The sequence below is a fragment of the Guptibacillus hwajinpoensis genome, from assembly GCF_001039475.1.
Taxonomy (GTDB): domain Bacteria; phylum Bacillota; class Bacilli; order Bacillales; family Guptibacillaceae; genus Guptibacillus; species Guptibacillus hwajinpoensis.
The window spans coordinates 719,987-734,927 of the sequence record NZ_LELK01000001.1 but is presented as its reverse complement, the minus strand read 5'-3'; the positions used below and the strand labels follow the sequence as shown (position 1 = coordinate 734,927).

General features: G+C 38.2%; 17 protein-coding genes and 1 riboswitch. Of the genes, 14 read left to right on the top strand and 3 right to left on the bottom strand.

Annotated elements, in window-relative coordinates:
* The first annotated feature begins 63 nt into the window (after positions 1–63).
* From AB986_RS03690 to AB986_RS03675, 5 genes are all read left to right on the top strand, one after another.
* Positions 64–1,275 (top strand): argininosuccinate synthase, encoded by a 1,212-nt coding sequence (locus AB986_RS03690; RefSeq protein ID WP_048309529.1) that lies wholly within the window; start codon positions 64–66, stop codon positions 1,273–1,275.
* A gap of 12 nt (positions 1,276–1,287) precedes the next feature.
* The gene (gene argH, locus AB986_RS03685) at positions 1,288–2,676 is read left to right on the top strand and encodes an argininosuccinate lyase (protein WP_048309528.1); all 1,389 of its coding nucleotides are present in this window, start codon (positions 1,288–1,290) and stop codon (positions 2,674–2,676) included.
* Between the two features lie 320 nt (positions 2,677–2,996).
* Positions 2,997–3,134, top strand: a complete 138-nt coding sequence (locus AB986_RS22215) for a hypothetical protein (RefSeq protein ID WP_161797324.1) — start codon at positions 2,997–2,999, stop codon at positions 3,132–3,134.
* Between the two features lie 132 nt (positions 3,135–3,266).
* Positions 3,267–4,715: an aldehyde dehydrogenase gene (aldA, locus tag AB986_RS03680; protein ID WP_048309527.1), complete on the top strand. Its 1,449-nt coding sequence runs from the start codon at positions 3,267–3,269 to the stop codon at positions 4,713–4,715.
* Between the two features lie 100 nt (positions 4,716–4,815).
* The gene (locus AB986_RS03675) at positions 4,816–5,931 is read left to right on the top strand and encodes an aminopeptidase (RefSeq protein ID WP_048309526.1); all 1,116 of its coding nucleotides are present in this window, start codon (positions 4,816–4,818) and stop codon (positions 5,929–5,931) included.
* Between the two features lie 119 nt (positions 5,932–6,050).
* Here the strand turns inward: AB986_RS03675 and AB986_RS03670 are convergent, their stop codons facing one another.
* Positions 6,051–6,422 (bottom strand): VOC family protein, encoded by a 372-nt coding sequence (locus AB986_RS03670; protein WP_048309525.1) that lies wholly within the window; start codon positions 6,420–6,422, stop codon positions 6,051–6,053.
* 255 nt (positions 6,423–6,677) lie between these two features.
* On the opposite strand from AB986_RS03670, the gene AB986_RS03665 reads away from it, so the two are divergent.
* Complete coding sequence (locus tag AB986_RS03665; protein WP_048309524.1) at positions 6,678–6,884, top strand: hypothetical protein; 207 nt, start codon at positions 6,678–6,680, stop codon at positions 6,882–6,884.
* Between the two features lie 52 nt (positions 6,885–6,936).
* Here AB986_RS03665 and AB986_RS03660 read toward each other — a convergent pair whose 3' ends face one another.
* On the bottom strand, positions 6,937–7,626 hold the full coding sequence (locus AB986_RS03660; RefSeq protein ID WP_048309523.1) for a Crp/Fnr family transcriptional regulator: 690 nt from the start codon (positions 7,624–7,626) through the stop codon (positions 6,937–6,939).
* Between the two features lie 285 nt (positions 7,627–7,911).
* On the opposite strand from AB986_RS03660, the gene AB986_RS03655 reads away from it, so the two are divergent.
* The 5 genes from AB986_RS03655 (at position 7,912) to AB986_RS03635 (ending at position 11,645) form a co-directional block, all read left to right on the top strand.
* Positions 7,912–8,118, top strand: coding sequence for a glutaredoxin family protein (locus AB986_RS03655; protein WP_048309522.1), 207 nt, complete (start codon positions 7,912–7,914; stop codon positions 8,116–8,118).
* Between the two features lie 181 nt (positions 8,119–8,299).
* Positions 8,300–8,932: an SGNH/GDSL hydrolase family protein gene (locus AB986_RS03650; RefSeq protein ID WP_048309521.1), complete on the top strand. Its 633-nt coding sequence runs from the start codon at positions 8,300–8,302 to the stop codon at positions 8,930–8,932.
* 64 nt (positions 8,933–8,996) lie between these two features.
* Positions 8,997–10,283, top strand: coding sequence for an ergothioneine biosynthesis protein EgtB (egtB, locus tag AB986_RS03645; RefSeq protein ID WP_048309520.1), 1,287 nt, complete (start codon positions 8,997–8,999; stop codon positions 10,281–10,283).
* Positions 10,280–11,251: an L-histidine N(alpha)-methyltransferase gene (egtD, locus tag AB986_RS03640; RefSeq protein WP_053216023.1), complete on the top strand. Its 972-nt coding sequence runs from the start codon at positions 10,280–10,282 to the stop codon at positions 11,249–11,251. Before egtB ends, egtD begins: the two co-directional genes overlap by 4 nt.
* A gap of 76 nt (positions 11,252–11,327) precedes the next feature.
* Positions 11,328–11,645, top strand: coding sequence for a thioredoxin family protein (locus AB986_RS03635; protein ID WP_048309519.1), 318 nt, complete (start codon positions 11,328–11,330; stop codon positions 11,643–11,645).
* A gap of 188 nt (positions 11,646–11,833) precedes the next feature.
* Here AB986_RS03635 and AB986_RS21440 read toward each other — a convergent pair whose 3' ends face one another.
* Positions 11,834–12,064: a hypothetical protein gene (locus tag AB986_RS21440; RefSeq protein WP_084006383.1), complete on the bottom strand. Its 231-nt coding sequence runs from the start codon at positions 12,062–12,064 to the stop codon at positions 11,834–11,836.
* A gap of 223 nt (positions 12,065–12,287) precedes the next feature.
* Positions 12,288–12,376, top strand: a riboswitch (cyclic di-GMP riboswitch).
* 26 nt (positions 12,377–12,402) lie between these two features.
* On the opposite strand from AB986_RS21440, the gene AB986_RS21980 reads away from it, so the two are divergent.
* The 3 genes from AB986_RS21980 to AB986_RS03625 all read left to right on the top strand — a co-directional run bounded on the left by AB986_RS21980 (position 12,403) and on the right by AB986_RS03625 (position 14,935).
* The gene (locus AB986_RS21980; RefSeq protein ID WP_236690302.1) at positions 12,403–12,555 is read left to right on the top strand and encodes an anti-repressor SinI family protein; all 153 of its coding nucleotides are present in this window, start codon (positions 12,403–12,405) and stop codon (positions 12,553–12,555) included.
* A 365-nt stretch (positions 12,556–12,920) separates the two neighbouring features.
* A complete protein-coding gene (locus tag AB986_RS03630; RefSeq protein WP_048309518.1) occupies positions 12,921–14,303 on the top strand; it encodes a glycine--tRNA ligase in 1,383 nt (460 codons plus the stop codon).
* A gap of 62 nt (positions 14,304–14,365) precedes the next feature.
* Positions 14,366–14,935 carry an HAD-IA family hydrolase gene (locus tag AB986_RS03625; RefSeq protein ID WP_048309517.1) on the top strand — a complete coding sequence of 190 codons (570 nt, stop codon included), beginning with the start codon at positions 14,366–14,368 and terminating at the stop codon, positions 14,933–14,935.
* Positions 14,936–14,941: the final 6 nt, after the last annotated feature.

Below are 14,941 nucleotides of genomic sequence, written 5' to 3'. Positions count from 1 at the left end.
TAGTGCATTTTGAATAAATATACGTTATCATATATATTAATACAAAGATAAGGAGTGGGTAACATGGCGAAAGAAAAAATCATTCTTGCTTATTCCGGAGGATTAGATACCTCCATTTCGATAAAATGGCTTGAAGAGAAATACGGTTATGAGGTAATTGCACTTGGACTCGATGTAGGAGAAGGTAAGGATCTTGAAACGATCAAGGACAAAGCTCTGAAAGTCGGTGCTTCAAAAGCATATATGATTGAAGCAAAAGAATTGCTTGCTGAAAACTATTTGTTACCAGCGCTAAAGGCAAATGCACTTTACGAAGGAAAGTATCCGCTATCTTCTGCCCTGTCACGCCCGCTTATTTCTAAGCTCCTTGTTGAAGCAGCAGAACGTGAAGGAGCAACAGCTGTAGCTCATGGATGTACCGGGAAAGGTAATGATCAGGTTCGCTTTGAAGTTTCGATTCAAGCGTTGAATCCAGACTTGAAAGTGATCGCACCTGTCCGTGAGTGGGGCATGACGCGTGATGAACAGATTGCTTATGCTGAAGAGAAAGGGATTCCGATTCCAGTTAAGTTGGATAATCCCTTTTCAATAGATGCGAATATATGGGGACGTGCTTGTGAAGCTGGCGTACTTGAAGACCCGTGGGCTGAAGCACCTGAAGCGGCTTTTGAATGGACTGCTCCAATTCACCTTACACCTGATGAGCCAGAATATGTTGAGGTAGATTTTAAAGAAGGTTGTCCAACTGCACTGAACGGTGAGGAAATGGGGCTAGTTGATCTTATTGAAAAGCTTAATGAGCTAGGCGGTCATCACGGAATAGGCCGTATTGACCATATTGAGAATCGTCTGGTAGGAATAAAATCCAGAGAGGTATATGAGAATCCAGGAGCATTGATTTTAATTAATGCACACAAAGAACTCGAATTTCTAACACATACACGTGAAGTTTCCCAATTTAAAACAACAGTCGATCAACAGATGTCGAAGCTCATATACGATGGTCTTTGGTATTCACCACTTCGTCAAGCGCTTGAAGGATTTATTAATGAAACACAGAAAGTTGTAAGTGGAAAGATTCGCATTAAGCTTCACAAGGGAACACACACAGTCGTTGGTCGTAAGTCAGAGAATTCCTTATACAACGAACAACTTGCTACGTATCTTAAAGGAGATCTTTTCGATCATAATGCAGCGGTTGGTTTCATTAAGCTATGGGGACTTCCAACAAAAGTAAATGCGGAAGTGCACAAAAAGCAAGAAGTACATCAATAAGGAGTTGTTAACGTGTCTAAGCTTTGGGGAGGACGTTTTACGAAAGAAACGAATAAACTCGTAGAAGAATATACAGCATCTATTCAATATGATAAAGAACTTGCAGAAGAAGATATTGAAGGTAGTCTTGCCCATGTGCAGATGCTAAGTGAATGTGGCGTCATTAGTTCAGCTGACATGTTAGAAATTAAACGCGGATTGAATATTGTTCTTGAGAATATTCAATCCGGTGAGTTTGAATATGATGTGTCACATGAAGACATTCATATGAATATCGAAAAAGCCCTCATTGATGAAATAGGTCCAGTTGGAGGGAAACTTCATACAGGAAGAAGTCGTAACGACCAGGTAGCAACCGATATGCACATGTATCTTGTTAAGAAGGTGAAGTTATTCATCACGCATATCGAAGCAGTTCAGCAAGCAATTGTGAAGCAAGCTGAAGAACATGTTGAAACGGTTCTCCCTGGTTATACTCACTTGCAACGCGCGCAACCTGTTTCGTTTGCACACCATATGCTAGCCTATTTCTGGATGTTTGAACGAGACAAGGAAAGATTTCAGGATAGCTTGAAACGGACAAATGTGCTACCACTTGGTGCAGGTGCGCTAGCAGGGACGACGTTTCCAATTGATCGTCATCGAACAGCAGAGCTACTTGGGTTTGAAGATGTTTATCCAAATAGTATGGATGCTGTCAGTGACCGTGATTTTATTCTCGAATTTCTCTCCAACGCTTCAATTCTAATGATGCATATGTCTCGTTTGTCAGAAGAAATGGTCATCTGGAGCAGTCAGGAATTTCAGTTCATCGAACTTGATGACTCATTCTGCACAGGCTCTAGTATTATGCCTCAGAAGAAGAATCCTGATGTTCCTGAATTGTTACGCGCAAAAACAGGAAGAGTTTATGGGAACTTATTCAGTTTGCTAACTGTTTTGAAGGGATTACCACTAGCTTATAACAAAGATATGCAAGAAGATAAAGAAGGCATGTTTGACACAGCCAAAACGTTAGATGGTGCCTTAAAGCTATTAGCACCAATGATAGCGACAATGACTGTGAAAACTGAGAACATGAAGCAGGCAGTGAATGAGGATTATTCAAACGCAACAGACATAGCTGATTACCTTGTGAACAAGGGAATGACGTTTCGAGAGTCTCACGAAATGATTGGGAAAATTGTTTTATACAGCATTCAGCATCAAAAGTATTTGCTGGATCTAACGCTACAAGAATACAAAACCTTCACGCCACTGTTTGAGGAAGATGTATTTGATATCTTGAAACCTGCAAACGTTATGAATGCAAGAAAAAGCTATGGAGGTACTTCACCTGAACAAATTAAAGTTCAGCTTGAATTAGCTTATCATCATTTAAAAGTGAAGGAAAACGTATAGAAAAAGGCCCTATCCGTATGGATAAGGCCATGAAGAAGGAAATTATTAGCTTATGCTAAACATGCGATGGGGTAGAACGGAAATTGTCTTTTGGAGACACCTCTTTCTATCGAAAGTTGTTAGAGCCTTGTTTTACCAACAGAGTAGTTCAACGCGACCATCTCCTTAATTGACGAAGCCGTCTTTCCTTATGCACTTTTGTTTTCCTTCTTCACTAATTATAATGGCCAGATAAAGTTGTTCTTATACATTCTTATATTATTTTTTTCGAATATGCCTTTTATCAGGTGACATACTATCCACATGGAAGGAGGGATAGTATGGGTCGAGGGAAAGCATTTGATCATAAGAAAAAAGGTATGGAGCGAAAGCGCCCTGCAACAGCTGATCAAACGAAGTTTCCACACGAAGCTTCAACTGGACACAAAACAGTTAGCAATGAAGAACGTGAAGAATAATGCAAATTCCTGCTAAATAGCAGGGATTTTTTTGTGTCTTAAATTCATTTTATTAGTGAATATGCCATAAAATGTTTAGGGATGTTCCTAACAAGGGAACAGTTGATCATTAACACGTAGGAGGTCTTTCAAGTGAATAGTTATCAAATCTACATTAATGGTCAATTTACGAAGAGCAATTCTGAAGAAATGATTGATGTGATAAATCCAGCAACAGAAGAAGTCATATCCCGTATCCCCAAAGGTGATGAGAAGGACGTTGAACGAGCAATCGAAGCTGCTAAATCATCACAACAGGATTGGGAACACAAGCCTTCTATCGAACGTGCTGAATACTTAACAACAATTGCAAATAAAATAGAAGATCGAAAAGATACATTTATTAGAATGCTTACTGAAGAGAACGGTAAGACAACGGATGCTTCCAAAGCTGAAGTAGAATTAACGATCGACTACTTCCGTTATATGGCTGGTTGGGCTAGAAGATATGAAGGAGAAGTTCTTCAAAGTGATCGTCCAAATGAGAATATTCTTGTCTTCAAAAAACCTATTGGTATCGTTGGTGGTATTGTACCTTGGAACTTCCCAATGTTTATCTTTGCACGCAAAGTTGCACCAGCATTTGTTACAGGATGTCCTATCATTATTAAACCAAGTCAATACACACCAAATACGGCGTGTGAGCTAGCAAGCATCATTCATGAAGCTGGTGTTCCTAAAGGCGTATTTAATTTAATTACTGGTAAAGGTTCAGATATTGGTACACCACTTGCGTCATCCCCTGATATTGCAATGATAAGCTTAACAGGAAGCTATCCAGCAGGATCTAAAGTAATGGAAGCTGCCGCTAAAAACATTACGAAAGTAAACCTCGAGCTAGGAGGTAAAGCACCTGCAATCGTAACAAAACATGCAAATGTTGATCTTGCAGTAGAAAAGATTACAACTTCTCGCATTACAAACAATGGACAAGCTTGTACGAACGCTGAGCGAGTATACGTTCATGAGGATGTAGCAGAGGAATTTATTTCAAAAATCACTGAAACCTTTAAGGATACAAAAGTTGGTGATTCTTTAAATGAAGAAGGTTGCGACATCGGACCACTTGCTAACGAACAGCAAATCGATTCTGTTGAAGAGATGGTAAACAACGCGGTTAAAGCAGGTGCAGTTGTGAAGACTGGTGGAAAGAGAATCGATCGCGACAAAGGCTTCTTCTTTGAACCAACCGTTCTAACAGACGTTTCTCAGGACATGAACGTCATTCAAGAAGAAATTTTTGGTCCTGTACTTCCAATCGTTGTGTATAGCGATTTTGATAAAGTCTTAGAAGCTGCAAATGATACGAACTACGGACTTTCTTCTTCAATCTTTAGTGATAACATGCATGAAGTTATGAAGGCGTCTAACGTGCTTCGTTATGGTGAAACATTCGTAAACCGTGAAAACTTCGAAGCTGTTCAAGGCTTCCATGCTGGAATGGGTCAATCAGGGATTGGCGGCGCAGATGGTAAGCACGGCTTAAATGAATATTTGTCAACACACGTGATTTATATGGAATATGACCAGAATATTAAGTAAAGAGACCGGGCTTAGGCCCGGTTTTTTAATGTTTGAAGAAATGGTTCTTTAATGCGTATAATGAAGGCGAAGCGATTATTATAAAGAAAAGAGGGAGAATATGATTGATTCTCGTATTATAGAATTTTCACAGAAACTTGTTCAGTACTCAACTGAAATTAAGCCTGGTGAACATGTTTTAATTGAAGCGTTCGATGTGGATAATCCCCTTGTAAGAAGTATAGTGAAAGAAGTACATAAAGTTGGGGGATTTCCGCACGTTAATTTACGCGATAACCAAATCATTCGTGAATTGTTGATGAATGCAACTGAAGACCAAATTTCACAGTGGGCTGAGATTGACTTGAATCAAATGAAGCAAATGGATGCCTACATTGGTATACGTGGATCACAGAATATTAATGAACTATCTGACGTTCCTGAAGAGAAGATGGCTCTTTACAATCAAATTTATAAAACAAAAGTTCATAGCAACCAACGTGTTAAGAATACGAAGTGGGTTGTAATGAGATATCCAAATGAATCGATGGCACAGCTTTCTGGTATGAGTACAGAAGCGTTTGAAGATTTCTACTTTAATGTTTGTACGATGGATTATGCGAAAATGAGTGAAGCAATGGATGCGCTTGTTGACCGTATGAATCAAGCTGATATCGTTCGAATCGTTTCCCCAGATACGAATTTAAGTTTCTCAATTAAAGACATCCCTGCTGTTAAATGTGCAGGTAATCTTAATATCCCAGATGGTGAAGTATTTACTGCCCCAGTTAAAGATAGTGTAAATGGCGTTATTACTTATAACACGCCTTCTCCATATAATGGTTTTGTTTTTGAGGATGTTCAGCTTACGTTTGAAAATGGTAAGGTGATTGATGCAGAAGCAAATGATACGGAACGCTTAAATCACATTCTTAATACGGATGAAGGTGCTCGATATATCGGTGAATTTGCAATTGGCGTAAATCCATTTATCAGAGAGCCAATGAAAGATATCCTTTTCGATGAAAAGATTGATGGTTCATTCCACTTTACGCCTGGACAAGCGTATGATGAAGCTCCAAACGGGAACGATTCTTCCGTTCACTGGGATCTCGTATTAATCCAGCGTCCTGAATATGGTGGTGGTCAAATTTGGTTCGATGATGAATTAATTCGTAAAGATGGAAAGTTTGTTCCAGAGGCGCTTCAAGCGTTAAATCCTGAGAACCTTAAGTAATCCCGAAGCCACCATTCCTATGCACTGGTTCGTTTATTTTCGCAGAAAGAAGCGCAGAGATTTAATCTCTGCGCTTCTTTTAAGTCTTCAGCACTAGGGCGGACGTCAAATACTCTAAATTATTTATGTTGATCGATAAGGATAGGATTTCCGTCTGGATCTTCTATGGTAAGGTGGGCTGGTCCTTCTCCTGATTCATCTGCTCGAGTCAGGAGTGTGATGCCTTTTTCTTCGAATTGCTTTTGTAATTCTCTAACGTCTGTAAACGACTCAAGGTTTTCAGTGTCCTGATTCAAACCTGGATTAAATGTAAGTATATTCTTTTCAAACATTCCCTGGAAAAGTCCGATAATACAATCCCCATTTTTCAATATAAGCCAGTTCTCCTCAATGTCTCCACCCAATACTTTAAATCCTAAAGTTTCATAAAATGACTTAGATAGGTTGATATCTTTTACAGTTAAGCTTACAGAAAATGCACCTAGTTGCATCATTTTTCCTCCTTGTAATAAATCGTTTTGTTAAGTATACCAATATATTTGGGGAAATTGTTTCAGGAGAGCCAGGAACACTAACCACATCCACAGAAGAAAATGAGCCACAAAATAGTAGAGGTGGACTTGTTTTTACTCTCCAAATTGAGAGTACAACCAACTCGATACGCTTTTTTTGTACAGATGACCAATCACATTATAGATCTATTGAATATAAATAAAGAAAATACTTAAGACAGGAAGTGCCTTCCAATGGAAATACATTGTGATGGATGTACGAAGGAGATGAGGGACTGGGAAACCATTCATATGGTTAAGTTCGACAAATGGTATGTTGGTCATTTCAATTGCTTGTTGAACTTAAAAAAGAAATTAAATCTTAATAGACCAATTAAGTGGGATAAACTTGAAGGTAAAAAAGATAACCAGAAAGATTCTGATGGGAAAATGGCACCTTAGATTGAGGGATAAGAAAAGACGCTACGTTCTCTTAGCGTCTTTTCTTATGCAGTTACTCACCTTTCTCTTCAAGGAAGAGGTTTGTTTTACTCGCGTGAACCGCAAAAATGAGCGGATTCTTCTTAATATAACCTGCCTTTTTAAGGTCACTGATTGTTGCACTTACTGTTTCCCTTGTTGAACCAATCATAGTAGCTATGTCATAGTGAGTTAATTTAATGTCAATCGTTTGCCACTCGTTTTTACGTTTGCCGAATTTCTCACTTAATTTAAGTAATAAAGAAAGGATTCGATATTTCACACTATGAAGTGCAAGGTTCTCGCTCATTTCATATATTTCTTTAAGCCGTGATGACAGGATTTCGATGAATTTGATTGCTAATTTAGGGTTTTCAGAAATAAGTGTCTCAAATTGAGATTTCCCAATTATGCAAACATACACATCCGACATTGCTTCGGCATAAACCAAATCATCGGTTAACGAAAAGCTCGATGTTTCCCCAAAAATGTTCCCATCACCAAGAAGGTCTACGGTTAATTGTTTTCCGGCTGCATTCGACCGGTAGAGGCGGACTGTCCCTTGTTTCAGAAGAAATAGAGCTTTCATAGGTTTCTCTGGTCCAAGGATCAATGTACCTTTCTTTAAAGGCTGCATATCGCTAACGTTATCAATTTGTTTTAAATCACTCATCTCAAGCTCATCGAACAAATTAATTTGAGATAGCATTGTTAACTTATCCATTGTGATCACCTGCAATTCATTTAAACTTTACACAAGGCTCTTTTCGTATACATTGTTGCTATAAGCGTGGGTTAATTTCCGCTCCAGGATGCTCGCTTTCCGCGGGGCGGGCGGTGAGCCTCCTTCCGCTCCAATTAGCGTAGTCAGGTTCTTTTACGAAAATACTTTCAAAACCAACAATCTTTTAGAAAAGAGCCTTACACAAAAACGACTAGTAATTCAGCTTACATCGTTTACATAGGGTTTAATCGTATACTAATCATGTTAGGAGGTAAGGAAACTAACATGGAACAGCTTACATTATACACGATAACGAGTTGTATCGAATGCGGGAAAATTAAATCGTATCTAAATAAGAAAGAAATTCCTTTTGAAGAAATTAATCTTTTCGAACAACCGAATAAACAACAGGAGTTACTAAACTATACAGGTGATTCAATTGTACCTACTATTATTCACATGGGGAAGGTCCTGGAGATTGGAGACCTTTAAAATAGGCAATGTTAGTTCATATTGTTGATTTCTCGATTATTTATTCGAAGCGATTGGTCACCCCAGGGCGTAAATGAGCAAACAATCAACACTGTTCATTAATATAGTCTTGAAATAAATAGGAAGAACCAATTTGATTTGTTGCGAATAAGGTAAAGCAACTATTCAGTGAGGTGATTCTATGACAGAATATCCAATTCTTTATACAGCTATTGGAGACTCTATTACTCTTGGTACAGGTACAATTTTATTTTCACCTACATTTGTAGACTTTTATGCATCAGCACTTAAACGAGCTACAAAAAACTGTGTGCGATCAAGAATATATGCTCGAAATGGTTCAACAACCGAAGATGTTAAACAAGCACTTGCTTCGTCTACTATTTCATTAAACAATACAAGCGTTGTGACGTTAACAGCTGGGGGAAATGACTTAATTGATGCTATGCAAGATTTTGTGAAAATGAATGACAAAAGCATATTATATAAAGCTCTCCATCATTGCTGTCAAAATATGAATTGGATCGTGGATTATCTATCAACTAATTTAAATAAACAGCGGGACAACTATATGATAAGGGTTGTTAATTTATACAATCCATTTCCTAATCTTCCATTAGCCAATTATTGGGTTCAGGCTTTTAACGATCATATAGAAGACTGTTCGATAGAAGAACACGTGAAAGTAGCAGATGTTTTTACTCTTTTTCGCGGAAGAGAAGAAAAGTTATTATCTGATGACGGTATTCATCCGAATGACGAAGGTCAAAAAGTGATCGCAAAAGCCCTTGTAGAAACAGGAATATGCTTATGAATGTTTAATTTAGATTAAACCGGGGTAAATTCTGGTGTCAATTATACAAATCAGGGAGGAACATATGGTACAACAATCTATCCAAACAACTGAATTAAGAAATCAATTGCTCCATTCGTACGAAACAACAAGAATGATGACAAATAAATTAGTAGAACCACTTGAAACGGAAGACTATACAATCCAATCAATACCGGATGTAAGTCCTCCAAAATGGCACATGGCTCATACAACTTGGTTTTTCGAGACATTTATACTAAAAGAATACAGTGAGAGTTACCGTTCTTTTCATGAAGAATTTGATTACCTCTTTAATTCATACTACGAAAGTGTTGGTAGTTTCTTTCCGAGACATTCTAGAGGCTTATTAAGCCGACCTAGTATCGATAAGGTGAGGCGTTATCGTAAAGATATCGATGAGGAAATAACGAGATTAATAAATGAAGCAGACGAAGCGATATTAATTGAAATTGCAGACTTAATCGAAATAGGTTTACATCACGAACAACAGCACCAAGAGCTCTTAATGACAGATATTAAATACAATTTCTCAATTAATCCATTAAAACCAATCTATCGAGAACTAGATTCAATTGAAACAGCCAAAGCTTCTCCTATCGAATGGTTATCATTTGAAGGCGGACTTGTCGAAACCGGCATCAATGAGGGCAATGGTTTTTCTTTCGATAATGAAAGACCAGTACATAAAGTGTGGCTAGAGCCGTTTGAACTTGCCTCTAGAACGGTTACAAATGGGGAGTACCTTGCTTTTATCGAAGATGGAGGGTATAAACGCGCTGAATTTTGGTTATCAGATGGTTGGTCAACCGTTAAAAATCAATCGTGGGAAGCTCCATTACATTGGGAGAAAAAAGATGGTGAATGGTACAATTTCACTTTACACGGTTTGGTGCCAGTAAATAACGAAGAGCCTGTCACGCATATTAGCTATTATGAAGCAGAAGCGTATGCAAGCTGGGCAGGAAAAAGACTTCCTACTGAAGCGGAATGGGAAGTTGCCGTAAGAGATCAACCGATTGAGGGTAATTTTGTTGAAGATGGTGTCTATCATCCGGTTGCTTCAGTAAAAAAAGGAGAGGGACAGCTACAAAAAGCATATGGAGATGTGTGGGAATGGACGAAAAGTCCGTACATGCCATACCCGGGTAACAAACCTCTTGATGGTGCATTAGGTGAATACAATGCTAAATTTATGAGCAGTCAAATGATCTTGCGTGGTGGCTCTTGTGTAACCTCTCAATCTCATATTCGTCCTTCTTATCGGAATTTTTTCGCTCCTGATAAGCGCTGGCAGTTTACTGGAATTCGTCTTGCAGGAGATGTTGAATGATAAAAACACAAAGCAATATGCGAATCATTGATCAGCTTCAAGAACAGAACAACCGTTTTGACGAAGCTATAGAAAGCTTAACAGCTACTAAAAAGTCATTGCAGCCTAAGTTTTTGTACGATAAATATGGTTCGGTATTGTTTGAACAAATTACGCAGCTTGAAGAATATTACCCTACTAGAACGGAACTTTCGATTATGGAAGGTTCGCTTGATGAGATTTTAAGACACATCAGTTCTAGGTCAACAGTTATTGAATTTGGTAGTGGGGCAAGTAGGAAAATCAGGATGCTACTTGAATCAGGGATGATTGATGAGTATGTACCAATTGATATTTCGAAATCATTTCTTATGGAATCTTCTGAACAGCTATCAGTAGACTATCCCGCTATTCAAGTGACGGGTATTGTTGCGGATTATACAAATGAGCTTAATCTTCCAAAAGAATTAATGGATGCAACTAAGAAAAAAACAGTCTTTTTTCCTGGTTCAACTATTGGTAACTTCGAGAAAAAGGAAGCTCACAACTTTCTTTCAATGATTGCTGCATTACTATCATCTGGCGATGGCTTATTAATAGGAGTTGATGTTAAGAAGGCTCCTCGAATACTTCATAACGCCTATAATGATAAGGAAGGCATTACTGCCAAATTTAATTTAAATCTGCTTACACACTTGAATCGCGAACTTGGAGCAGATTTTAATCTTAATCAGTTCGAGCATTATGCTTTTTACAATGCAGAGTTGGGTAGAGTTGAAATGCACCTTGTTAGTATGGAGGAACAGGTTGTTACAATCGGTAATAAATCAATTCTATTTAACAATCATGAGACCATTCATACTGAAAATTCATATAAATATAGTATTAGTGAGTTTCAGCAATTAGCATCTTCTTCTGGTTTTGTTCTAGAGAAGACATGGACTGATCCGAAGGAATTATTTAGTCTCCACTATCTCAGCGTTTTATAAAGTGAGCCGTTAGTAAGACATTGAGAGAGTATTTCGGTATAATTGTTTAGAACCCAAGGTTAAAGGAGTGATAAGCATGAAAAAGATTGAAACAAATGATTCATATCAATCATTTATTAACAATACGAATGTATCCGTTCTTAAATACGAGGCCAATTGGTGTCCTGATTGCAAACGTCTTGATTTCTTTATTGATGATATTATGACAGAACATAACGATAAGAAATGGGCACAAATTGATATTGAACAGTTTCCTGAAATAACAGAGGAGAATGACGTGATGGGAATTCCAAGCCTTCTTATTTATAAGGAAGGTAAAAAGATTGGCCATCTTCACAGTGCTAATACGAAGAACCCTGATCAAGTAAAAGAATATTTAAGTCAATTTAAATAGGCTCTTTTCTAAAAGATTGTTGCATTTGAAATAATTTTAAAAAACTAATCTTAGTGATTGGAGCGGAAGGATGCTCACCGCCCGCCCCGCGGAAAGCGAGCATCCTGGAGCGGAAATTAACTCACTATAGCAACAATGTTTACGAAAAGAGCCTTTAAATAAGAGGGAGAGGGGGGCCACCCTCTCTTTTATTTTGTTAAAATATATTCGATTGTGCCATCAGGAAGCGTATGAACGAAGGAAATGGAGTAGCCAATGCTTAGAAAGGTAGATAGCGACTCTGTACATAAAGGATGAAGTGGTTCTACCGGGGCATGAAGACTTTGAAAAAACGACGTGACTTTATTGGTGTTTTGAGAGCACCGAATGAGAACAACATGTTTCCCGCTCCATGCAGTGCCGATTTGATCTCTATTCATTAGAAAACGTCCTTCATATTTATAGTAGTCATTAATAGGGTATGAGAAAGATACGCTAGTGTTAGAGAAAAAAACCGAATTATAATAAAAATATTTTGAATTTTTAACGAATTACTGGTATATTAATAACATATAACGTCACTGTTCTCTTAAATGTGCATGAGTATTACCGTTTCATAGTAGATCGATTAGAATCGTGTTGGAGTGTGTCATTTCTGAACTCTCCAGAAAAAGGCAAACCATCTGAAAAGGTGGGACGCAAAGACACAGGTCTAATGTTGGAACTCCAACGATGACGGCTGGTCCTCCTGGAAAACCTATAAAGGAGGATGAGGAAAATGGCCGTGGCCAAGATAATGTCTGAGAAAATACTTGATCAAGAGTGGATTGTTTTGATGAAAGCCGCTAAGGAACTGGGACTCCAAAAGGATGAGGTTCAAGCATTTTTAAGACAGTATACAAACCCTACAACGACGAGACTACATAAATAAGAAGAGCGATCTATAGATTGCTCTTTTTCTGGCAATAATAAGGAAAGACACGATGTAATTAAAATTCCTTGACTTTAGTTATTCATTTTTTGTATCATATGTCTTATCAAATGCATACATAAAATGTACAACTGTGAAGGACAAATAGTAGCCAGGAGATTTCTTACTAGCGATTCAGGGATGGTGAAAGCCTGAAAAAAATCTGGTGAAACGGCAGTCTGGAGTTGGAATACTGAAAGTGGATGTACCTTGTACATCAACTAGGGTGGAACCGCGGGTGCTTAAGCTCTCGTCCCTGGACAATTACTGTCCATGGGTCGGGGGCTTTTTATATTTGATGAGAACGAATAAAAGGAGAGAATGACATGAGTATTACAATGGAACAAATTGTTTCAATCGCGAAACACAGAGGATTTATTTTTGCAGGATCCGATATTTATGGTGGTCTTGCGAATACATGGGACTACGGTCCGCTTGGTGTAGAACTGAAGAACAACATCAAGGGTGCTTGGTGGAAGAAGTTTGTTCAGGAATCACCATATAACAGCGGGTTAGACGCAGCGATTTTAATGAACCCAAAAACATGGGAAGCTTCAGGTCATTTGGGGAATTTCAATGATCCTTTAATTGATTGCAAAAGCTGTAAAACACGTCATCGTGCAGACAAGTTGATTGAGGATGCCTTGTCAACTGATACTGATGAAATGATTGCAGATGGTCTTTCATTTGAAGAAATGGGCCGTTTAATTAAAGATAATAATATTACATGTCCTGAATGTGGAAGCAATGACTTCACAGAAATTCGACAGTTCGATTTAATGTTCAAAACACATCAGGGAGTAACAAAGTCAAGCACAAGCGAAATCTACCTGCGTCCTGAAACAGCACAAGGTATTTTCGTGAACTTTAAGAACGTGCAACGTTCTATGCGTAAGAAAGTTCCTTTTGGTATTGCTCAAATCGGTAAAAGCTTCCGTAATGAAATTACACCAGGGAACTTCACTTTCCGTACACGTGAGTTCGAGCAAATGGAGCTTGAATTCTTCTGTAAACCGGGGGACGAACTAGAATGGCACGAATATTGGAAAGAATATTGTAAGAACTGGCTTCTTAATCTTGGTGTAAGTGAAGATAGCATTCGTTTACGTGAGCACGCAGAAGACGAATTATCTCATTATAGTAATGCAACATCAGATATTGAGTACAAATTCCCATTTGGGTGGGGAGAACTTTGGGGTGTAGCATCAAGAACGGACTATGACCTTAAGCAGCACATGGAACACTCGAATGAAGACTTTACGTATCATGATCAGCAAACGGGTGAAAAATATGTGCCATATTGTATTGAACCTTCTCTTGGGGCAGATCGTGTAACACTTGCTTTCTTAATTGAAGCATATGAAGAACAGGAGCTTGAGGATGGATCATCAAGAAGTGTTATGCACTTCCATCCTGCTATTGCACCTTTCAAAGCTGCTGTTTTCCCACTATCTAAAAAGCTTTCTGAAGAAGCGAGAGCAGTTCATGCTGAACTATCTAAATACTTTATGGTGGACTATGATGAAGCAGGTTCGATCGGTAAACGTTACCGTCGCCACGATGAAATTGGAACGCCATATGCGATTACTTTTGACTTCGATTCAGTTGAAGATCAGCAGGTAACAATCCGTGATCGTGATACAATGGAACAAAAAAGAATGCCTATTTCAAAATTAAAAAGCTTCCTAGAAGAAAAAACACAATTTTAACTATGAGAGCCGCTCGATGTGAGCGGCTTTTCTATACTTATTAAAATGAGAGGGGTTTCACAATGAGGATTTTATGGGATTTTGACGGTACACTTTTTGATACATATCCAGCGTTTACAAGAGTGATGAAAGAATTAGTGCACTCTGAAATTAAAGAAGATATTTTAAAGGAATTAAAAGTATCTTTTCATCATGCTACAAAAGTTTTTAATTTATCGGAAGCTCAAGTAAAAACGTTTCGTGAAATGGATAATGCATTATCACCTGAGGATAAACCACCATTTACAGGTTTGAAAGATATCCTCGAGAAAGCAGAAGTGAACGTCATTATGACGCATAAGCCTCGAGAAGAAGTAATAACAATTCTAAATCATTTTGAAATGGACCATTATTTTACTGACCTTGTAGCTGGTGATGACGGGTATCCTCGTAAGCCTGATGCCTCTTCCTATCGCTATTTACATAAAAAACACAACCTCGATCTTGCGATTGGTGATCGTGTGCTTGATATCCTTCCTGCGAACGAAATCGGTTTGAAAACGTGTCTATTCCAGAATAATGCAGAAGGTGCCGATATGTATGTAACGAATTATCACGACTTAAGTGAAATGTTGTGGCCAACTTCTAAATAGATTAGC